Origin of the sequence: Mycobacterium sp. 852013-51886_SCH5428379, assembly GCF_001665575.1 — a bacterium.
Classification (GTDB): domain Bacteria; phylum Actinomycetota; class Actinomycetes; order Mycobacteriales; family Mycobacteriaceae; genus Mycobacterium.
In genome coordinates this window covers 1-20,072 of record NZ_LZSU01000035.1, presented here as the reverse complement: position 1 = coordinate 20,072, position 20,072 = coordinate 1, and the positions used below count along the sequence as shown (strand labels likewise).

The 20,072-nt window shown below is 69.5% G+C and carries 21 protein-coding genes; 4 read left to right on the top strand and 17 right to left on the bottom strand.

Annotated elements, in window-relative coordinates; translation table 11 throughout:
- Positions 1-10 precede the first annotated feature (10 nt).
- The 3 genes from A5757_RS14305 to A5757_RS14295 all read right to left on the bottom strand — a co-directional run bounded on the left by A5757_RS14305 (position 11) and on the right by A5757_RS14295 (position 2,679).
- Complete coding sequence (locus tag A5757_RS14305) at positions 11-1,195, bottom strand: anti-sigma-D factor RsdA (RefSeq protein WP_066835239.1); 1,185 nt, start codon at positions 1,193-1,195, stop codon at positions 11-13.
- Positions 1,188-1,766: a sigma-70 family RNA polymerase sigma factor gene (locus tag A5757_RS14300; protein WP_066835237.1), complete on the bottom strand. Its 579-nt coding sequence runs from the start codon at positions 1,764-1,766 to the stop codon at positions 1,188-1,190. The genes A5757_RS14305 and A5757_RS14300 overlap by 8 nt, the downstream gene beginning before the upstream one ends.
- An 88-nt stretch (positions 1,767-1,854) precedes the next feature.
- On the bottom strand, positions 1,855-2,679 hold the full coding sequence (locus tag A5757_RS14295) for a tetratricopeptide repeat protein (RefSeq protein WP_066835235.1): 825 nt from the start codon (positions 2,677-2,679) through the stop codon (positions 1,855-1,857).
- A gap of 398 nt (positions 2,680-3,077) precedes the next feature.
- Here A5757_RS14295 and A5757_RS14290 point away from each other — a divergent pair, with 398 nt between their 5' ends.
- Complete coding sequence (locus A5757_RS14290; RefSeq protein ID WP_066835232.1) at positions 3,078-3,368, top strand: WhiB family transcriptional regulator; 291 nt, start codon at positions 3,078-3,080, stop codon at positions 3,366-3,368.
- A gap of 77 nt (positions 3,369-3,445) precedes the next feature.
- Here A5757_RS14290 and A5757_RS14285 read toward each other — a convergent pair whose 3' ends face one another.
- The 5 genes from A5757_RS14285 to A5757_RS14265 all read right to left on the bottom strand — a co-directional run bounded on the left by A5757_RS14285 (position 3,446) and on the right by A5757_RS14265 (position 8,282).
- Complete coding sequence (locus tag A5757_RS14285; RefSeq protein ID WP_066835230.1) at positions 3,446-4,195, bottom strand: SDR family oxidoreductase; 750 nt, start codon at positions 4,193-4,195, stop codon at positions 3,446-3,448.
- Positions 4,196-4,235: 40 nt separating this feature from the next.
- The gene (locus A5757_RS14280) at positions 4,236-5,294 is read right to left on the bottom strand and encodes a 3-deoxy-7-phosphoheptulonate synthase (RefSeq protein ID WP_066835228.1); all 1,059 of its coding nucleotides are present in this window, start codon (positions 5,292-5,294) and stop codon (positions 4,236-4,238) included.
- A gap of 239 nt (positions 5,295-5,533) precedes the next feature.
- Positions 5,534-7,003: an amidase gene (locus tag A5757_RS14275; RefSeq protein ID WP_066835226.1), complete on the bottom strand. Its 1,470-nt coding sequence runs from the start codon at positions 7,001-7,003 to the stop codon at positions 5,534-5,536.
- Between the two features lie 39 nt (positions 7,004-7,042).
- Positions 7,043-7,882, bottom strand: a complete 840-nt coding sequence (locus A5757_RS14270) for a DUF4349 domain-containing protein (RefSeq protein ID WP_082929473.1) — start codon at positions 7,880-7,882, stop codon at positions 7,043-7,045.
- A 19-nt stretch (positions 7,883-7,901) separates the two neighbouring features.
- Complete coding sequence (locus tag A5757_RS14265) at positions 7,902-8,282, bottom strand: hypothetical protein (protein WP_066835225.1); 381 nt, start codon at positions 8,280-8,282, stop codon at positions 7,902-7,904.
- A gap of 150 nt (positions 8,283-8,432) precedes the next feature.
- Here A5757_RS14265 and A5757_RS14260 point away from each other — a divergent pair, with 150 nt between their 5' ends.
- Positions 8,433-8,939 (top strand): nuclear transport factor 2 family protein, encoded by a 507-nt coding sequence (locus A5757_RS14260; protein ID WP_066835223.1) that lies wholly within the window; start codon positions 8,433-8,435, stop codon positions 8,937-8,939.
- A gap of 50 nt (positions 8,940-8,989) precedes the next feature.
- On the opposite strand, the gene A5757_RS14255 is transcribed toward A5757_RS14260, so the two are convergent.
- Complete coding sequence (locus A5757_RS14255; protein WP_066835221.1) at positions 8,990-11,737, bottom strand: LuxR family transcriptional regulator; 2,748 nt, start codon at positions 11,735-11,737, stop codon at positions 8,990-8,992.
- Between the two features lie 144 nt (positions 11,738-11,881).
- Between A5757_RS14255 and A5757_RS14250 the strand changes: the two genes are divergently transcribed.
- Entirely contained in the window at positions 11,882-12,340 is a 459-nt protein-coding gene (locus A5757_RS14250) for a nitroreductase family deazaflavin-dependent oxidoreductase (RefSeq protein WP_066835220.1), read from the top strand.
- 82 nt (positions 12,341-12,422) lie between these two features.
- On the opposite strand, the gene groL is transcribed toward A5757_RS14250, so the two are convergent.
- The 8 genes from groL to alr form a co-directional block, all read right to left on the bottom strand.
- Positions 12,423-14,045: a chaperonin GroEL gene (gene groL / locus A5757_RS14245; RefSeq protein ID WP_066835219.1), complete on the bottom strand. Its 1,623-nt coding sequence runs from the start codon at positions 14,043-14,045 to the stop codon at positions 12,423-12,425.
- 94 nt (positions 14,046-14,139) lie between these two features.
- Positions 14,140-14,442, bottom strand: coding sequence for a co-chaperone GroES (gene groES, locus A5757_RS14240; RefSeq protein ID WP_041310041.1), 303 nt, complete (start codon positions 14,440-14,442; stop codon positions 14,140-14,142).
- 195 nt (positions 14,443-14,637) lie between these two features.
- The gene (gene tsaD, locus A5757_RS14235) at positions 14,638-15,660 is read right to left on the bottom strand and encodes a tRNA (adenosine(37)-N6)-threonylcarbamoyltransferase complex transferase subunit TsaD (RefSeq protein ID WP_066835218.1); all 1,023 of its coding nucleotides are present in this window, start codon (positions 15,658-15,660) and stop codon (positions 14,638-14,640) included.
- The gene (rimI, locus tag A5757_RS14230) at positions 15,657-16,109 is read right to left on the bottom strand and encodes a ribosomal protein S18-alanine N-acetyltransferase (protein ID WP_066835217.1); all 453 of its coding nucleotides are present in this window, start codon (positions 16,107-16,109) and stop codon (positions 15,657-15,659) included. The genes tsaD and rimI overlap by 4 nt, the downstream gene beginning before the upstream one ends.
- Positions 16,106-16,696 carry a tRNA (adenosine(37)-N6)-threonylcarbamoyltransferase complex dimerization subunit type 1 TsaB gene (gene tsaB, locus A5757_RS14225; RefSeq protein WP_066835377.1) on the bottom strand — a complete coding sequence of 197 codons (591 nt, stop codon included), beginning with the start codon at positions 16,694-16,696 and terminating at the stop codon, positions 16,106-16,108. The genes rimI and tsaB overlap by 4 nt, the downstream gene beginning before the upstream one ends.
- Complete coding sequence (gene tsaE, locus A5757_RS14220; protein ID WP_066835215.1) at positions 16,693-17,172, bottom strand: tRNA (adenosine(37)-N6)-threonylcarbamoyltransferase complex ATPase subunit type 1 TsaE; 480 nt, start codon at positions 17,170-17,172, stop codon at positions 16,693-16,695. The genes tsaB and tsaE overlap by 4 nt, the downstream gene beginning before the upstream one ends.
- Positions 17,165-18,283, bottom strand: a complete 1,119-nt coding sequence (locus A5757_RS14215) for an alpha/beta fold hydrolase (protein ID WP_066835213.1) — start codon at positions 18,281-18,283, stop codon at positions 17,165-17,167. The genes tsaE and A5757_RS14215 overlap by 8 nt, the downstream gene beginning before the upstream one ends.
- Positions 18,280-19,446 (bottom strand): alanine racemase, encoded by a 1,167-nt coding sequence (gene alr, locus A5757_RS14210; RefSeq protein ID WP_066835375.1) that lies wholly within the window; start codon positions 19,444-19,446, stop codon positions 18,280-18,282. The genes A5757_RS14215 and alr overlap by 4 nt, the downstream gene beginning before the upstream one ends.
- A 94-nt stretch (positions 19,447-19,540) precedes the next feature.
- Here alr and A5757_RS14205 point away from each other — a divergent pair.
- On the top strand, positions 19,541-20,072 hold a 532-nt coding region (locus tag A5757_RS14205; protein ID WP_156618403.1), incomplete at its 3' end, for a DUF222 domain-containing protein.

Sequence of the window (20,072 nt, the reverse complement as noted above, 5' to 3'; positions counted from 1 at the left end):
CGTCAGATCCTCAGCCCGGTAACCCGGGCAGCCCTACCACCGTCGTGGTGGTGATCGGGATCTCTGCTTCTGGACTCTCCGGCTCCCCTGCGGGGCTCTCCGCGCTCGCCGGCGGCACCGTCACTGTCGTGGTCGGCACGGGTGTCGTGGTTGGCACCTGAGTGGTGACCGCCGTCGTGGTCGGTACCTGAGTCGTCGTCGGCACCGGAGTCGTCGTGGGCGCCGGAGTCGTCGTGGGCGCCGGAGTCGTGGTCGGCGCGGGCGTCGTGCTGCGCGGGACGGACGTGGTCGGCGCCGCCGTGGTGGACGGCGCCGGACTCGTGGCCGCGGGCTCTGACGTCGGTGACGGGGTCGTCGGTGTCGCGGGCGACGACGGCGGCGCGGACGACGCGGGTGTCGACGACGCGGCCGGGTCCGGCGAGGTGGTCACCGGCGACGACGGCGACGTCGTCTCCAGCGAGGTACCCCCGGGTGAGGTGGTGACCGGCGAGGTCGACGTGACCGAATCCGGCGACAGCAGCACCGGCAGCGGTAGATCCGAAGGCACCTCGGGCAGCACGACGGGCGGCGCATCCGGCGGAACCGTGGCGTTGATGTCGCGGCTCTCGACCTTCACCGCCAGCTCCTGCCACTGGTCGACGAGGTCCTGCTGACGTTCGACGTCACCGACGGCGGCGACCGTCGTGGTGATGGTCTGCAACCGGTCCTGCGCGGCGGTCCAGTCACCCTGGTCGATGAGCTGCTGCACCTCGGCCATCTGACTCTGGGCGGCGAGGGCCACCTGGTCGTCGCGGGTGACCTCCTGCTCACCGAAGAACATCGTGCGCAGGTTGTACAGCGCGTCACCGGGCCCGGCGCCGTAAATCACCGAACCGAAGCCACCGAGGCACAGCACGGCCGCGGCGACCGAACCGGCCACCGCCAGCCCCAGCCGCCGTCGCGGTGGTGCGACCGGCGCGGATCCGCGGTCGAGTGCGAGCGCCGCGTCACGCGGGGTGACCGTCGCCGTCAACGGTGCCTGACGCACCTCGTCGCGCCAACCGCCGAGCAGATCGGCCAGCTCGGACTCCCCCGCGTCGTTCGGATAGACCGGCCGTTCGGTGGCCAACGCGTCGAGGAGTTGATCGGTGTAGTTGATCTCGGGCAGCGACGGTTCGCTCCCGTAGTCGAAGCTGCGGCGTGGGAAATCAGGCATGGTCGGGCCCCGTCGAGACGATCTCGGCTTTGAGCCGAGCCAGCGCACGGTGCTGCGCGACGCGAACCGCGCCTGCGGTGCTGCCGACGGCCTCCGCGGTCTCCTCGGCACTCATGCCGACGACGACGCGCAGGATCAGGATCTCCCGCTGCTTCTCCGGCAGGATGCCGAGCAGCTTCTTCATCCGCGCAGACGCCTCGGAGTCGAGGGCCATCTGTTCGGGGCCTGCGTCGGTGGAGAACCGTTCCGGAACCACATCGGTCGGCTCTGCACGGTTGCGGCTCGCCGCGCGGTGTGCGTCGGCGATCTTGTGCGCAGCGATGCCATAGACGAAGGCGAGGAACGGTCGTCCCTGGTCCTTGTAGCGCGGCAGCGCCGTGATGGCGGCCAAGCAAACCTCCTGCGCAACGTCATCTGCTGACAGACCACTTCGTTCGGTCGCGCCGATCCTGGCTCTGCAGTACCGGACGACGATCGGACGAATGATCTCGAGCACTTCCCGGAGCGCGCCTCGATTCCCCGCCACAGCCTCAGCGACGACAGAGTCGAGACGTTCTCCCGAAATTGTCATCGTGGGCGGTATCTCCAACGTTACGTCCGGGGTTCGTCCCGGCAGCCTGGCTGAGCTAAACAATAACGATCCATCGGGCCGTTTCGGCTCAGCGACGGAACCACACGCCGCCGCGTTCTCGCACTTCGGCCGCGGCGGCCTCCATGATCTCGGTGACGCGCGCCGGCGGATGCCTGTCGCTGCCCACCCCCGCGAGCAGGCTGGCCAGCGCCCAGCGCAGCGGAACCAGCCCCAACCGGCCTACCGACTCGATCGTCGCGTCGGCGATCTCGCGGCACCCCGGCAGATCGCCGACCGTGCACCGGGCGGCCGCGAGCACCACGTCGGACTTCACCCGGTGCCGGGCGGAGCCGAAGTCCGCCGCCGCCGCGACGGCACGCTCCGCCTGCCGGACCGCCTCGGTCCCGTCGCCGCGGGCCATCGCCAATTCGGCGCGCACCCAGCCGAGCCGAACCGGCAGCCGCGCTTCGAACGACCCGTCGCTACCCGTCCGGCAGGCGTCGGCGGCACGGTCGAGCAGGCGCTGAGACGCGGCGAATCGGCCGACGCCGAGCGCGTCGGCGGCCAGCCCGATCAACGCATCGGCGCGTGCCACCGCACCGGCGCCGGTCACCGCTGTGCTTTCGAGGAGGGCGCGCCCGTCCCACCGCGCGGCCTCCCGGTGCCCGCCGAGTTGACGGAGGAACGACGCGCGGGTGCTCATGGCGAGCGACGTCAACGACGGATCGGCGCACCCGGTCAACGCGTCCAGATCGGTGGACGCCGCGGCGTAGCGGCCCTGACCGCCCGCGGCGACCGCCCGCAGCCAGAGCTCGTACGGCGTCGTCGCCGCAGGCAGCGGCCAGCGGTTCGGAGCGGTCCCGAAGGCCGCGTCGGCGAGCACGTCGGGACCGGTCGCAGAGGTCGTCGTCATGGCCCCGCGACCGTACCAACGGCCCCGCAGACGGTGCGGCAAACCCCGTCGTCAATTTCGGGTTCTGTAGGGGTTAACAATTGATAGTGCGGGTGTTACGCCAGTGTTACGCGAAGCCGGCCCCCGGTCGACGCCAGCTGGACGCGAACTGGACAAATGCCATCGCCGGGTGGCGCCATACCACCTTTCGCGCCGACGGCAAGTCCTAGGAATGAACGTGACGTAAATTCTGGGCCTGGGGTTATGCGATTGAGCACATGATCGGCCTATTGACGGAAATTCTTTCGCCCTTCTACGTTGTGTGCACGAGTGGTCACCGGCGACAACAGCTCGGAACACCTTCCGCACAACCGGCTCTACCGCGTTGCCGAATTCGGCGCGTAGATAGGGGTTTTCCCATGCCACAGCCGCAGCAGTTGCCTGGCCCCAACGCCGACATCTGGGATTGGCAGATGTCGGGGCTTTGCCGGGGTGAAGACTCAGCGATGTTCTTTCATCCCGACGGCGAGCGTGGCCGGGCCCGCGCCCAGCGCGAGATGCGCGCCAAGGAAATGTGCCGACGCTGCCCCGTGATCGCGCAATGCCGCTCGCATGCGCTTGCGGTGGGCGAGCCCTACGGCATCTGGGGCGGATTGTCGGAGGCTGAACGCGAATTGTTGCTGAAACGCGGAATTCGCCGCAGCGCCTGAATCGACCTCGACGAAAGACACCCGCTCAGCAAACGCCCGTAGTTGGGCTTCCCCTGGGTTGTGCTCGATGCGCGCCGCTATCGCGCGCCCGCGGCCAACCACTGATCGAACGTCGTCGGTCCGAGACGCGCGTTCTCGCCGGGCAGCAGAACATTGCCCGCAAGCTCCACGCCGAGCGGGCCGGACCACGAAGGGACCAGCCGCACGGTGCGGCCCAGGACGGCGAAAGTCCGCCGCGCCATGTCGACGAGGTCCTGGGTCTCCGGCCCCGCCACATCGACGTGTCGTCCTTTCGGCGCCCTCGTGGCGACCTCGGCGAGGATCTCCGCGACGTCATCTGGTGCGATGGGCTGAACGAGCAGCGGCGCGATCGTGGCGACGCCGTCGCGCTCGGTCCATCCGGCCGCCATGGCGGCGAAGTCGTGGAACTGGGTGGCCGGCACGACGGTCCACGGCACCGGTCCGTCGGCGAGCAGCCGCTCCTGTTCGCGCTTACCCGCGTAGTGCGCGGTGCCGCCGTCAATCCTGTCGATACCGACGATGGACAGCAGCACGTGGTGCCGGACGCCGGCGCGTTGCTCGGCCGCGAGCAGATGCCGGGTGGTCGTGCCGAAGTACTCGCGGGTCGCGACGGGGTCGAACGGGGGTGAACTGATGGTGTCGACGACTGCGTCCACACCGTCGAGCGCCGCGTCGAGCCCCTCGCCGGTCACCAGATCGACGCCGAGGGAACGGCTGATCCGGACGACCGTGTGGCCGTCCCGCTCGAGGAAGCCGGCGGTGCGGGATCCGATGTTGCCGGTGGCGCCGGCGACCGCGATGCGCATGATCGGATGCTCGCACAGCCCGACCGCCCGCTTCCCCGGTTCAGCAACTGCGGCGGGCGAGCTCCTCGAGCACCGACTCCGTGGCCGTCCAATCCATGCACTTGTCCGTGACGGACTGTCCGTAGGTCAGCGGTCGGCTCTCGGCCGACTGGGCGCCGGCGACCAGGAAGCTCTCCAGCATGACCCCGCTCACCGGCAGACCGTCCCGGACCATCTGCGCCACCTCGGCGGCGACCCCCGCCTGACGCACGTGATCCTTGCCGGAATTGGCGTGACTGCAGTCGACGACGACCCGCCCGGGCAGGCCGGCCGCAGTGAGCTTGGCGGCGGTGTCGGCCACCGCATCCGCGTCGTAATTGGGCCCGTGGGTGCCACCGCGCAGGATGACGTGGCAGTCCTCGTTACCGGCCGTGCTCACCAGCGCGCCGCGGCCGAGGTCGTCCATCCCGAAGAAGACGTGCTGGGAGGCGGCGGCCTTCACCCCATCGATGGCGACCTGGATGTTGCCGTCGGTGCCGTTCTTGAAGCCGACCGGCATCGACAGCCCCGAGACGAGCTGACGGTGCACCTGGGACTCGGTGGTGCGGGCCCCGATGGCGCCCCAGGCCACCGCGTCGGCGATGTACTGCGGGCTGAGCGGTTCCAGGAACTCGCAACCCACCGGCAGCCCGATGTCGATGATGTCGAGCAGCAGCCGGCGGGCGACGCGCAGACCGCGCGCCACGTCGAAGCTGCCGTCCATACCGGGGTCGTTGATCAGGCCCTTCCAGCCGATCGTGGTGCGCGGTTTCTCGAAGTAGACCCGCATGACGATCTCGAGCCGATCACTGAGCCGGTCGGCGACCGCGGCCAGCCGGGCAGCGTAGTCGACGGCGGCGACCGGGTCGTGGACCGAACACGGTCCCACCACGACGAGTAGCCGGTCGTCGCGGCCGGCGAGGATGTCGGCGATTCGGTTGCGGTGGTCGGCGACCAGTTCGGCGCGCCTGGCGCCCAGCGGGAACTCGGTGAGCACGGCGTGCGGGCTGGGGACTTCGCTGAAACCGCGGATCCGCCGGTCAGAGGTGGCGGGCGGGGTGGCTGTCTGCGCCAGGTTCATCGGGATTCAGTGCCTTTCTGGTGGCGGGCACTGAGCGGAAGTCCGGTGCCCTTGAATGACGAAAGGCAGCGACCGTGTGGTCACTGCCTGGGCTCCGGGTGGGTTGCGTGCGTTAGCGCTGCGCTCGATCGGCTCCGCCCGGAGCCTCGATAAAGCGCCAATAGGCGACGCGCACACCGGTGTTCACGCGGCCGACAGTACACCACCGCCTCCGGTGCACAGAACCGGGCCCCGTCTCATCAGATCGGCGCGAACCTCTCGGCCCACGGCACCGCCCGTTCGAGTTGGGCGGCCAGCTGGATCAGCAGCGCCTCACCCGCGAGCGGTGCGACGAACTGGACGCCCATCGGGAGGCCGTCGGCGGTCCAGTGCAGTGGCAGCGTGATGGCCGGGCGTCCGGTCAGATTCGCCAGCTGGGTGTAGGGCACCCAGCCGAGGTTCTGGTCCACCATGTCGTCGACGATGTTGGTGTGGCGCAGGAGCCGGGCGGTGCGGGTCTTGAGCAGTGCGTCGGCGCCGCGCTGCACCAGCGGGGGAAGCTCGAACTCGCCGACCTTCGGTGGCGGCGTCGCCAGCGTGGGCGTCAGCAGCAGGTCGTAGGAATCGAAGAACTCCGTCAACCGCCGCACGTAGTCGTGGCGCCGCTGGACGGCGGCGACGTAGTCGACGCTACTGGTGGCCCGGCCGATCGCCGCCATGATCAACGTGTCGCGTTCGAAGGCTTCGTCTCCCGCGCCGGTCAGGCGTTTCGCGTCGGCGAGCTCCCAGGCGACGTAGACGAACCAGGTGAGCAGGAAGTCTTTCGCCAGCGCCGCGTCGTCATAGGGCGCCTCGGGGAGTTCGTCGACGTGGTGGCCCAGCTCGGTCAGGGCGCGGACGGTGGCCTCCACCGCCGCGTAAGCCTCGCGGTGCGGCGTGGCGGTGATCGCGGACGGTACCCGGACGCCGATCCGCAGAGGGCCCGGATCGCGGCCTACGCACTCCGCGAAGGGCGTTTCGGGGACGGCAGGGAGGTAATCGCCGGTGGGTTCGCCGCCGCTGATGACGTCGAGCATCGCCGCGGTGTCGCGGACCGTTCGTGAGACGACACCCTGGACCGCCGCACCGTGCATGGCTTCGCCGGTGCCCGGACCCATCGGCGTCAGACCGCGGCCGGGTTTGAGGCCGACGAGGCCGCAGCACGCCGCCGGAATGCGGATCGATCCGCCCCCGTCGTTGGCGCCGGCGCACGGGACGATCCCCGCCGCGACAGCGGCCGCGGATCCGCCTGACGATCCACCCGGTGTCCGCCCGAGATTCCACGGATTGCGGGCCGGACCCCAGACCACGGGTTCGGTGATGCCCTTCGCGCCGAATTCTGGGCAATTCGTTTTGCCGAAGATCACCAGCCCGGCGTCGACCCAGCGCTGGACGACGGTCGAATGCTCGGGCACCGGCATGGACAGCAGCGCGCGCGAACCCTGCGACGACGGCAGGCCGGCGAAGTCCTGCGCGAGATCCTTGATCAGGAACGGGACCCCGGCGAACGGCCCTGTGCGCGCGACGGGCGAACCGGTGGGCACCTCGCGGACGATGGCGTTGATACGCGGATTCACCGCGGCTGCCCGCTCCTGCGCCAGCGTCAGCAGTTCGGCCGCCGACACGTCTCCCGCTGCCACCAGTTCCGCCAGGCCGACCGCGTCGTAGCCCCGGTATTCGTCGAATCTCACCGGACGACCGTATCCCGGTGCAGCTTTCGAGGACGCCGACTAGGGGCGGCGGGCCCGCAGGATCCGGATGACGGCGTAACCGATGCCGGCTGCTGAGGCCACCACCACCAGCCACGGCACCAGCAGCCCGAAGACCAGTACGAGGCGGCCCGCCACGGAAACCATGACGTCCCAACCCTGTTCGACCGATCCGAGGAAACCCCGATACTCCTTGGGTGCCGGGCCGCCGATCGCATCGGCGACGAAGGACACCTCGATGGTGCTGTATTCGATTCTGTCGCCGAGCGCCTCGCGCTGCGCTCGCAGACTGTCGAGCTCCGCCTGGCGTTCCGACAACGCGTCCTCGGCCGTGATCAGCGCGGCCGGGTCACGGGCATCGCGCATGATCGCGAGCAGTCGGTCCACCGAGGTGCGCAACGCGGTGATACGCGCGTCGAGGTCGACGCGCTGGGCTGTGACGTCCTCGGTGCTGATCTCGGCACGTTCGACGGTGCCCAGTTCCTTCAACTTGTCCAACGCGTCGTCCAGGTCGGCGGCGGGCACCCGCAGCGTCATCGTGCTACTCGCCCGCCCGGTGCCCGACCCGGCGTCGTCGGTCCGGCTGTCGACCCGGCCCCCGGCGGCGCCGACGACGTCGGCGGCCTTGTCCGCGGCCTGAGCGGGGTCGGGGACGGTGACCGTCATCGACGCGGTCTTCACCAGATCCCGCTGCACCGGCGGGGCCTGCTGCGGCGCATCCTGCGGCAGTGGCGCCCCTACCACCTCGGCCGTGCCGCCGGACGAATCCGCGGGTCGCTCAGGCGCCTCCGCACACGACGATAGCAGCGCGAAGACGGCGACTGCGCAGCTGAGCACCACCACGCGCGAGACCTTGATCATGACCGAATCTAACGCGGGATCAGGGCACCCGGGTCCAGGGTTGACAGTTCCGGGTCTCGAACGCCTTCACCGACGCGTTGATGTTCGCGAACATCGGCCCGATCGACATGTTGGTCGCGACGACGTTGTCCTTGTTCGTGTCCGGGGTGCTGTAGGTGAACCACACGCACATCGAGTCCTGCGTGGGCACGTCGTTGATCCAGATTCCGAACGTCGAAGCTGTACCGCCGGTGTTGTAGAGGCCCGGCGCGACGTCAGGCCCGACCAGGAAGAAACCGTTCCCGGGAATCGGATTCAGCGGATCGGCGGCAGCCGGCGACGCGAACGTGGTCGCCACCGCGCTCGCGACCAGGACCGCGCAGCACCCGGCCGCAGCGTGTCGAAGACGCCTGAGGGCCATGAAACCGCAGCGTATGCCGTCGGGACGGCCCTCGGTGGAGTTTCATCACGCCTCACTGCAATCCAGTCCCGTGGGAGCGCGCACGACCATGCGCCAGCGTGGGTGTACCGCACCCTCCCACAACAGGTCTCGCGGCCATACGTTCGAGGTATGCCCCTGAAGCAGTGGACCAAAGCCGTCGTCGCCGCCGGACTTCTGGCCGTCGGGCCGACATCCGGATGCGCCATCACCAACGCCGCCCCGCTGCCCGACCCGGCACAACGCAACACCCAGATCGTGCGGGACGCGTTCGAGCGCGGCGTCGGTGGACCGGACACCTTCTACGCGATCCTCGCCGACGACGTCACCTGGACCGTGGCGCGCGCAGGCCGGCAGACCACCTACACCACGCGACAACAGTTCCTCGACGACGGTGCCCGACCGGTCGTCGACCGGCTCACCGGTCCCATCCAGGCTGACGTCCACGAAGTGGTGGCCGACGACGACCAGGTCGTCGCGCGTTGGCGGGGCACCGCAACCGCCCTCGACGGCCGGCCCTACGTCAACGAGTACGCGTGGTTCCTGACCATGGCCGGCGAGCGGGTCACCCGCGTCGTCGCCTACCTCGATCTCGTGGCGCTCGACGATCTGCTGACCCGCGTGCCGCCGCCGTCCTGATCCCCGGCCCGGAACTCAGCGGTCCGGGGCTCGTCTTCGACCCCGGCTCGTCACCACGGACGCTGCCTCAACTCGCGCCGAGAAGACACTCCGAGCTTGGCGAAGATCTTGCTCAAATGCCACTCCACAGTGCGGGGACTGATGAACAGGTGGCCGGCGATCTCGGAGTTGCTGTAACCGTCACCCGCCAGTCGGGCGATATAGCTTTCCTGCGTCGTCAATGTCACCGTTGAACTCCCCGTCGACCTGCCGCCACGCTCGTCCGGTAGTGGCTCGCCTGCCGCCGCGAGTTCACGGCGCGTCCGCTCGGCGAAGCCATCGGCCCCCATCGCGGTGAACATCTCGTGAGCGATGCGCAGCTGCCGGCGAGCGTCGATGCGGCGGTTCTGCCGCCGTAGCCACTCGCCGTAGACGAGATGCGTGCGCGCGTAGTAGACGACGACAGGGCTGCGCTGGAGGTTCGCGATGGCTACGTCGTACTCGGCCTCGGCGGTCGGACCATCATCGACGAGGGCCCTGCAACGGGCTGCGAGACCCAGCGCGCTGTCCGACCCACTGGCCGCCGCCCGCTCCGCGAGTTCGTCGAGCGCAGTCTCGGCCGCGCTCCGGTGCCCGCTCCTGATGGCCGCCTCCACCATCTCGACCAGGATGTAGCCGCGCAGCGCGATGTCGTCGTACTCCAATGCCGAGCTACATGCGGCGAATGCTTTGTCGTACTGACGAAGTCCGGTGCGGAGGATCGCCGCGGCAAAGTGTGCCTGGGCGATTGCGGCACCCTCGCCGCGTTCGGTTGCCTCGTCGATCGTCGCCTGCACCATCTCGACGCACACCCGCTCCTGCCCGCGGTATGCGGCGAGATACGCCTCGACCGAGCGGTGGGGCGGCGTGCCCGTCGCTTCGGATATCGACCTGGACTGCTCGATCAACGCGACGGCCTGCGCGAAATCGCCGGTGTTGACACACGCCCCTGCGTTGGTGGTCAGAACGTTGGGGAGGGCCGTCAATTCTCCTGTCGCGGTGAGTATCTCGAGCTGGCGACGACTCAACGCGTTATAGGTGGCCTCTTCGAATCGGTCCAGCAGGACACGCAGGGCGATCAGATGCCATCGCGGATCGGCGGTGCCGTTCTTGTCGTCGTCCAGGTACGCGTCGATGGCGCGTTTCAGCAGCGGGGCGGCGGCGACGTATCCGTCGGTGAGTCTGACGACCGTCCCGTCCAGCAGCAGGTCGACTGCTCTGGGCGGTCCTGACATGGTGGGGGCGTTGCGCGCCGCCTCCGCAACGGCCACCGCGGTGTCGTACCGGCCGACGACCGCCGCCGCCATCAGCGCTTCGAGATAGGTCTCTCGCGCAAGCGCGGGATCCAGGTCACGCAGTCGTTCGGCAGCGGCCAGCAGCAACGGGGGTGCGTCGCTGCCACGGTTGGTGGCGAAGGCGATCTTGGCGCGCACCAGATCTGCTCGCGTACTGAGCAATTCGTCGTCAGCGCCACCTACTGCCTCGAGCAGCCGGGCCGCGGCCTCCGGATCACCCGCGTCCAGCTTGGACAGCGCCGCCGCCAGTGCGCGCTCGGCACGCCGGACAGGGTCCGGGGTGAGTTCGACGGCGTACGCCAAAAACGCTGCCGCCGCGGCACTTCCACCCCGTCGGCGGGCCCGATCGGCTGACTGCAGCAGCTCCACGGCGACCGCCTCGCTCGGTGCGTCTGCGGCGTGAGCGTGGTGCCACGCGCGGTGTTCATCCGCGACCGGGCCCGAGATCACTTCAGCCAGAGCGGTATGGGCCTGCCGCCGCTCCGACGGGATGGCGTCGCGGTATACCGCCGACCGCACCAGCGGATGCCGGAATCGCAGTCTGGTGTCCACGCTCACCAGGCCGCTCTGCTCCGCTGGGACGCCGGCGTCCGGACCGATCCCGAGGCGCGCGGCGGCGGCCCACAACCATGACGGCTCGCCGGTGGGTTCGGCGGCCGCCAGGAGCAGGAGCATCCGGGTCTGCGACGGCAGTTCGCGCAGTCGCCGGCCGTAGGTCTGTTCGATCCGCGTCGCCAGTGGCTTTGCGGCCACCAGTCCGTACCCGCCCGCCATCCGCGCCCGTGGCAGCGCACGGTTCAATTCGAGCAGCGCCAGCGGATTCCCGGCCGCTTCGGCCAGGATGTTGTCGCGAACGCCGTCGTCCAGGCGGGCGGGCATCATCGACGAGAGCAATGCGCGCGCATCGGCATCGGCGAGGCCGTCGATGTGCATGTGGGGTAATGCGGCCAACTCCTGCTCGGCCTGCAGGTCACGCGCGGCGAAGATCATCCCGACGGGGTCGGCGGAGAGTCGGCGTCCCGCGAAGGCGAGCGCCTGGAGCGAAGCGCGATCGACCCACTGCGCGTCGTCGATCAGGCAGAGGGTGGGTCGCTGCGTTCCCGCGTCGGCGAGCAGCGACAGCACCGCCAAACTCACCAGGAGGCGATCGGGCGCCGCGCCGTCACGAAGCCCGAGTGCCACGGCCAGCGCGTTCTTCTGCGGGTCGGGCAGCCTGTCGAGGGAACCCAGCAGTGGGGCACACAGTTGCTGAACCCCGGCGTAGGCGAGTTCCATCTCCGATTCCGCGCCGCTGAGGGCGATGACGCGCAGATCTGCGGCTCGATCACGGACGTCCATCAGCAACGCGGTTTTGCCGATACCCGCCTCTCCCCGGAGGACGAGAACTGCGCTGCCGCCGGCGCGGACGCGGTCGATCAAACCGGTCAAGGTGTGCTGCTCGGCGCTGCGACCCACCAGGGTGCCGTGTACGCCGTCGCCGACCATGCCGTGATCTTGACACGGTGGTTCGAGCACGGCAGCCGAAGCGGCCTGCGATCGCGGGGTGAGGACCGATCTCCGCGCTTTTCAGTGGGCGTGGCCGCGTCCAAGCCGTGCGGTTGTCGGTTGCAGCGCGCTATGTTGAATTGAATGGCATCGCCGTTAGACGACATCACCGCGCGCCTGCTCCGTACCCGCCGCTTCGTACGGGCACCGATCTGGCTGTATCGACATCACTTGGGCCGGTTGTTCGGGGAACGGATGCTCATGCTCGAACATCGGGGCCGCACAACGGGATTACCTCGATTCGTGTGCCTCGAGGCGATCGAACGGCCGAGTCGCGACACGATCGTCGTTGCCAGCGGCTTCGGCACGACAGCTCAGTGGTACCAGAATCTGCAGGCCCACCCGGACTGCCGCGTGAGCATCGGTGCGCGGTTCTCGGAACCCGCCACGGCCGTGATGATGTCGCCCCAGGATGCCGACGCCGTACTGGACAGGTACCAACAGGCGCACCCGGCGGCGTGGCGACGGCTGCGGGGAGCGATCGAGAATACGGTCCGACAGCCGGTCGAACGTCTGCCGATGGTCCGACTGACATTGGCGTGAGACCGGAACCGCACCATCAGATGGCCGCGATTTCGGTGTAGTTCGTCGCGCCCAGCGCGACGAACTACACCGAAATCACCTCTTAGTGGGCGTGGCCGTGATGTCCGTGGCCGTGATCGTCGGCCTCCTCGACCGGCTTGTCGACGACCGCGGTCTCGGTGGTCAGGATCATCCGCGCCACCGAGGCGGCGTTGAGCACCGCCGAGCGGGTGACCTTGGCCGGGTCGACGACGCCGTCGGCGAGCAGGTCGCCGTACGACAGCGTGGCCGCATTGAAGCCCTGACCGGTCGGCAGCTCGCTGACCTTACTCACCACGACCGCGCCGTCGAGCCCGGCGTTGGTGGCGATCCAGTACAGCGGGGCCGACAGCGCGGAGGCGAACACTCCGACGCCGAGCGCCTCATCACCGGAGAGCGACGACTTCAGGTTTTCGAGCGCGGACCGTGCCTGCACGAGCGCGCTGCCGCCGCCGGTGACGATGCCCTCCTCGACGGCCGCCTTGGCCGCGGCGACCGCGTCCTCGACGGCTTCTTTGCGCTTCTTCAGGTCGGTCTCGGTGGCCGCGCCGACCTTGATGACCGCAACGCCACCGGCGAGCTTCGCCAGCCGCTCCTCGAGCTTCTCGCGGTCCCACTCGGAGTCGGTGGCCTCGATCTCGGCCCGCAGCTGCTTGGCGCGATCGGCGATCGCCTCCTGACCGCCGCCGCCGTCGACGATCACCGTGCTGTCCTTGGTGACCACCACGCGCCGGGCGGAGCCGAGCACGTCGAGTCCGACCTCACGCAGCGTGAGGCCGACATCGGGGTTGACGACCTGACCGCCGGTGACGATCGCGAGGTCCTCGAGGAACGCCTTGCGGCGATCACCGAAGAACGGCGCCTTGACCGCGACGGCCTTGAGGGTCTTGCGGATGGCGTTGACGACGAGCGTCGACAGCGCCTCACCCTCGATGTCCTCGGCGATGATGACCAGCGGCTTACCCGATTCGGCCACCTTCTCCAGCAGCGGCAGCAGATCGGGCAGCGAGCTGATCTTCTCCCGGTGCAGCAGGATCAGGGCGTCCTCGAACACCGCTTCCTGGGTGTCGAAGTCGTTGACGAAGTACGCCGAGACGTAGCCCTTGTCGAAGCCGACGCCCTCGGTGATCTCGAGCTCGGTGTTCAGCGTCGAGGACTCCTCGACGGTGACGACGCCGTCGGCGCCGACCTTGGTCATCGCCTCGCCGACCAGGTCGCCGATCAGCTCGTCGCGCGAGGAGACGGTCGCCACCTGGGCGATCCCCTTCTTGTCGTCGACCGGGGTGGCCGCGGACAGCAGCGCCTCGGAGACCGCATCGGCGGCCTTGCTGATCCCGGCGCCGAGCGCGATCGGGTTGGCGCCCGCGGCGACGTTGCGCAGGCCGGCCTTGACGATGGCCTGTGCCAGCACGGTCGCGGTGGTGGTGCCGTCACCGGCGATGTCGTTGGTCTTGGTGGCCACCGACTTCACCAGCTGGGCGCCCAGGTTCTCGAACGGGTCCTCGAGGTCGATCTCGCGGGCGATGGTGACGCCGTCGTTGGTCACGGTGGGTCCGCCCCACGACTTGGCCAGCACGACGTTGCGGCCGCGGGGGCCCAGCGTCACCTTGACCGCATCGGCAAGCTTGTCGACACCGACTTCCATCGCGCGGCGCGCAGTTTCGTTGAACTCAATCTGCTTGCTCATGGATTGCGCTTCCTACTAGGTATTCGTGAATGCACGCCGCCCCGGGACCTTCTGCGTGAAGACGCGAAGGATCACCGGGGCGGGCACGAGGTGCTTACTTGTTGACGACTGCCAGCACGTCGCGTGCCGACAGGATCAGGTACTCCTCGCCGTTGTACTTGATCTCGGTGCCGCCGTACTTGCTGTAGATGACGGTGTCGCCCTCGGAGACGTCCAGCGGAATCCGCTTCTCACCCTCGTCGTCCCAGCGGCCGGGGCCGACGGCGACGACAGTGCCCTCCTGCGGCTTCTCCTTGGCCGTGTCCGGGATGACCAGACCGGATGCGGTCGTGGTCTCGGCCTCGTTGGCCTGGACGAGGATCTTGTCCTCGAGTGGCTTGATGTTCACGCTCGCCACGATGGAGCCCTCCACTTAGTTCGGTGTAGGTCCGGGACTTCCAGGACCTGAGTTTTCGGTGCGTTACCAGGTGTTCGGCATGCGTCCGGGCCCTGGTGCGTCGTCGTCGCGGGTGCCGACGCGGGGTTTTGGCCGCCTGCCACCTAGCACTCTATACACGCGAGTGCTAGCGCTCAAGGGTGGGTCGGTGCCATTTCACGCGACCTGGCTGCGCACCACGGGAAGGCCGGGGTTGCTGGCGGCATCCAACGGCGACGGCTGGGCGCCTGCCGCGATCAGATGGGCGGCGAACGACGCGATCATCGCGCCGTTGTCGGTGCACAACCGCGGCCGCGGGATGCGCAGTGTCACACCCGCTTCCGCGCAGCGCTGCTCGGCCAGTTCGCGCAGGCGGGAGTTCGCCGCGACCCCGCCGGCGATCAGCAGGGTCTTGACGTCCAGCTGTTCGCAGGCGCGCAACGCCTTGCGGGTGAGCACGTCGGCGACGGCTTCCTGGAATCCGGCGGCCACGTCGGCCTGGGACGCCTCCGGGTGGCTTTCCACATAGCGTGCGACGGCGGTCTTGAGCCCGGAGAAGCTGAACGCGAACGGATCGTCGCGCGGTCCGGTCATCCCGCGGGGGAAGACGATCGCGTCGCGGTCGCCCTCGCGGGCGAGTTCGTCGAGCGCCCGTCCGCCCGGATAGCCCAGTCCGAGCAGCCGGGCCACCTTGTCGTACGCCTCACCGGCCGCGTCGTCGACGGTGCTACCGAGTTCGAGGATCGGCTCGCCCAGCGACCGGACGTGCAGCAGATGGGTGTGCCCGCCCGAGACCAGCAGACCCACGCTCTCGGGTAGCCGCCCGTGGTCGTAGACGTCGGCGGCGAGGTGCCCGCCCAGATGGTTGACGCCGTAGAACGGCACCCCCCAGGCCGCCGCGTACGCCTTCGCCGCCGCGACCCCCACCAGCAGGGCGCCGGCCAGACCTGGGCCGATGGTGGCGGCGACGACGTCGGGCCGGGCGACGCCCGCGGTATCCAGCGCACGCCGCATGGTCGGGCCGAGCGCCTCGAGGTGGGCACGGGACGCGATCTCGGGCACCACCCCGCCGAAGCGGGCGTGTTCGTCGACGCTGGAGGCGACCTCGTCGGCGAGCAGGGTCACCGCGCCGTCGCCGGTGAGCTCGGCGATGCCGACACCGGTCTCGTCACAGGAGCTCTCGATGGCCAGAATGATCATGGTGGGTCGCGTCTCATCGTATAGGCGTCCGCCCCGCTGACCCGGTAGTAGCGCTTACGCAGGCCGGCCCGGACGAAACCGACGCTCTCGTAGAGTGTGATGGCCGGTTCGTTGTCGGTGCGGACCTCGAGGAAGACGGTGCCGTTGCCGGCGACGTCGAGCAGATCGGCCAATAGGCGGCGGCCGATCCCCCGCCCCTGGTACTCGGGGTCGACGCCGATGGTGTGGATCTCGTATTCGAACGGCTCACGGCGGCCCAGCCGCGCGATCCCCGCGTAGCCGACCAGCTTGCCGTCGGCGCGGGCCGCGGCGTAGTGGGTGTGCCCCGCGTCGAGTTCGGCGCGGAAGGCCCGCGCCGGCCAGGGGTCGTCGCCGGGGAACAGCAGCGACTCCAGCTCCGCGCAGCGAGCGGCGTCGTCCTTGGTCAACCTGTCGTAGGTGACGGTCATCGCGCCTCGGCGCGCGGAACGGCGTCGGGGCGGCGCAGATACAGCGGCACCAGCGGTTCCGGATCCGCGGTCCAGTCCGGTACCGCGCGGACCAATCCGGCGACGGTGGGATACCGCGGCGGCCGGGTCAGTTCCTCCTGCGCGCCTGCGACATCGGCAGGCGCGTTGACCGCGGGACCGGCGGTGCGTATGCCGTCGCGGTAGCGCGCCCAGTACACCTCGCGCCGCCGGGCGTCGGTGACCACGAGGACGTCACCGCCGGTCAGCACGCCGATGGCGTCGAGGCTGCACACCCCGTGCACGGGGATGCCGAGCGCATGGCCGTAGGCGGCGGCACTGGCCATCCCGACCCGCAGTCCGGTGAAAGGACCTGGCCCGCAACCGATCACCACCGCATCAAGGTCCGTCATCGCCACGCCCGCGTCGGACAGCGCTCCGATCACGTTGGGCGTCAGCTGTTCTGCGTGGGCGCGGGCGTCGACGGTGACGCGGTCGGCCAGCACCGTGACCTCTCCGCCGTCGTGCCGGGCCACCCCCGCGGTTACGGCGGGGGTGGCGGTGTCGAGCGCCAGGACGAGCCGGCTCACGGTCGGCTCCACTGCCAGATCGCGGTGCGGGTCTCGGTGTCCCTGGCTCGCTCGAGGCGGATGTCGAGGTGGTTGTCGGACAGTCGTTCGGCGATGCCCTCACCCCATTCGACGACGACGACCGCGTCCTCGAGATCGGTGTCCAGATCGAGCGAGTCGAGTTCGGCGAGCAGGTCGGTGCCCTGTTCCGAACCGCCCGGGTCGAGCAGTCGGTACATGTCGACGTGCACCATCGCGGGTCTGCCCTCCTGTCGGGCCCGGTGCACCCGAGCCAGCACGAACGTCGGTGAGGTCACCGGCCCGTCGACGTCCATGGCCTGGGCGATTCCCTTGGCCAGCACCGTTTTTCCGGCGCCCAGGGGTCCGGACAGCACGACCACGTCACCGGCGCGCAGTTGCGCGCCGAGCTCGGCTCCGAAGGCGACGGTCGCCTCGGCGGTCGGCAGCTCGGCCGTCCCGCCCGTGTGATCAGCCACGTGACCGGACCCGGTCTTTGAGTCGCCGGGTGAGGGCGACGAGCTTGGACGGTGTCGCGCGTTCGACCAGGCGCACGAGCGCGTCGTCGATGGCCTCGGGGTCCTCCAGCTGCACCAGATGGCCTGCGCCGTGGACGATCACCAATTCGCACCGGGGCAACGCATCGGCCATCTCCTCCGAGTGCTCCTTCGGGGTGAGCAGATCGCGGTCGCCGCACGCGATGAGCGTCGGGATCTTCGCCAGCGTGTCGAGTCCTTCGGTCTCGTCGTGCACCTCGAGCGCGTGCAGGAATTCGACCAGGGTGGCGATCGGGGTGTCGTGCATCATCTTCTCGGAGAACGCCACCACCGACGGGCTGATCTTCTCGTCGCCGTAGGACGCGGCACGCAGCACCGGACCGATCACCGTGCGGGTCAGGCCGCGGGTGCGGTGCACGGTCTTCGGGGCGTAGCGGGCGGCGAACCGCGCGGCCTCGAGCACCGGATTCTTGAGGATCTCGCCCAGCGGAGACCGTGAAACACCTTCGGCCGCCGAGGAAATCAGCGCCGCGCCGACGATGCGGGTGGGATAGCGGTCCGGGAACTGCCGGGCGTGGGACAGCACGGTCATACCGCCCATCGAGTGCCCGACGAGCACCACCGGGCCGCGGGGTGCCACGACGGCCAGCACGGACTCCAGATCCTGGCCGAGCTGGGTGACGGTGTAGGTGTCCGGAGGGGCCTCGCCGGACTGGCCGTGCCCGCGCTGGTCGTAGAACACCATGCGGACCTGGTCGCCCCACTGTTCGCTCAGCCGGGCGCGCTGGAAGTGGAACGCCCCCATGCGCAGACAGAATCCGTGGGCGAACACGACGGTCAGCGGGGCCTCGGCGGGGCCGACCTCGCGGACGGCCAGGGGCACGCCGTCCGCCGTGGTGACGACCGAGCTGCGGTCGGCGTCGAGGAGTTCGAAGTCCTCCCCCGCGTACGGGTCGTCCTTGCTGACCCGTCGGGTCAGCGACCGCGCGACGGTGACGCCGGCCAGCGAGCCGACGGCGGCCAGTCCTGCGGCGCCGGCGAGCCAGCCGGCGCCGAGGAACGACCGCCCCCCGTGGGCGGCCTGGTCGCTCACCGTGGTCCCCCGACGTAGCTGCGCGTCACCCGGCCGCGCGGGCTGGTGACGATCTCGTAGGTGATCGTGCCCAGCCGGTCGGCCCAGTCCTGGGCGGTGGGTTCGCCGCGGGTGCCGGGGCCGAACAGGATCGCCTCGTCGCCCTCGGTGACGGTGACGGGTCCGGGCCCCAGGTCGACGACGAACTGATCCATGCAGACGCGGCCGACGGCGGGATACCGGCGGCCGTTGATCGCGACGTCGAAGCGGCCACTGAGATTGCGGAACACCCCGTCGGCATACCCGATCGGCAGCAACGCCAAAGTGGTGTCCGACACGCTGACCCAGGCGTGGCCGTAGGACACGCCGGTTCCCGCGGGTACGGCGCGCACCTGGGCGACCGGGCAGCTCAGCGTCATCGCCGGGCGCAGGCCCATGTCGCCGAGCGCGGGGATCGGACTCTGCCCGTACACGGCGATGCCGGGCCGGACCATGTCGAACGCGAGGTCGGGCCGGGTCATCGCCGCGGGTGAGTTGCCCAGGTGGGCGATCTCGAAATGCACTCCGGCGTCGGCGGCCGCCCGGCGCATCGCGGTCAGCCGCTGCCCCTGCTGGTCGTTGACCGGGTTGTCCGGTTCGTCACCACAGGCCAGATGCGACATGATGCCGTGCACCCGCACGGCGTCGTCGGCGATGGCGCGACGCAGCGCGTCGAGTAGGGCCGGGTATTCGGCGGGGCTGACACCGTTGCGGCTCAGCCCGGTGTCGACCTTGACGGTCAGCTCGGCCGTGCGCCCGGTGCGGGCGACCGCGTCGAGCACCTCGCCGAGCTGACGCACCGACGAGACCGCGATCTGCACATCGGCCTGCAGGGCGGGCGCGAAGTCGGTGCCCGGGGCGTGGAGCCAGGCCAGCAGCGGTGCGGTGATCCCGTCGCCGCGCAGGGCCAAAGCCTCAGCCAGGGTGGCCACCCCGAGTTGAGTGACGCCTGCGGCGAGCACGGTGCGGGCCACCTGCGTCGCGCCGTGGCCGTATCCGTCGGCCTTGAGGACCGGCATGACCTGCGCCGAACCGGCGCGCCCCTGCAGTAACCGCACGTTGTGCGCAATGGCGTCGAGGTCGACGACTGCCCGCGCGCTCGGGGTCGCTTCGGGGATCGTCGGGTTCGTATCGGTTGTCTGCATGGTCATGTCACCGCTGTCGATCATCCCAGAGCCGGGGCGGCCGGTGCGTTCAGCATGAGGCATATTTGTCGGACCCCTCTGCTTTGATGGTGATATGTCCTCAGCGGCAGTGTCTTTGGTCGGTCGGGTCAGCCCGAAGGACCGCCTCGAGGTGCTGTTCGACGAGTTCGCCGAGCTGTCCGGTCAGCGCAACGCGATCGACGGGCGCCTGGTGGACATCATCGCCGAGATCGACCGCGACGAGCTGTGGGGGATGACCGGTGCCCGCTCCATGGAAGCGCTGGTGGCGTGGAAGACCGGTGTCACCCCCCGCAACGCCGAGGTCATGGTCGCCGTCGCGCGGCGGACCGAAGAGTTCCCGCGCTGCACCCAGGCGTTGTGCGAGGGGCGGCTGTCGCTGGATCGGCTCGGGGTGCTGGCCGAACACGCCGCCGAGGGCTCCGATGAGCACTACATCCAGACCGCCGAAGCCGCCACCGTCACCCAGTTGCGCACCGCGGTCAAACTCGAACCCCAGCCACCCAAAACACGGCCGGCGCCGAAACCCTCGATCACCAAACGCGACCACGGCGAGACCACCACCTGGACGATCACCCTGCCGAAGTTGGACGCCGCGACATTCGACG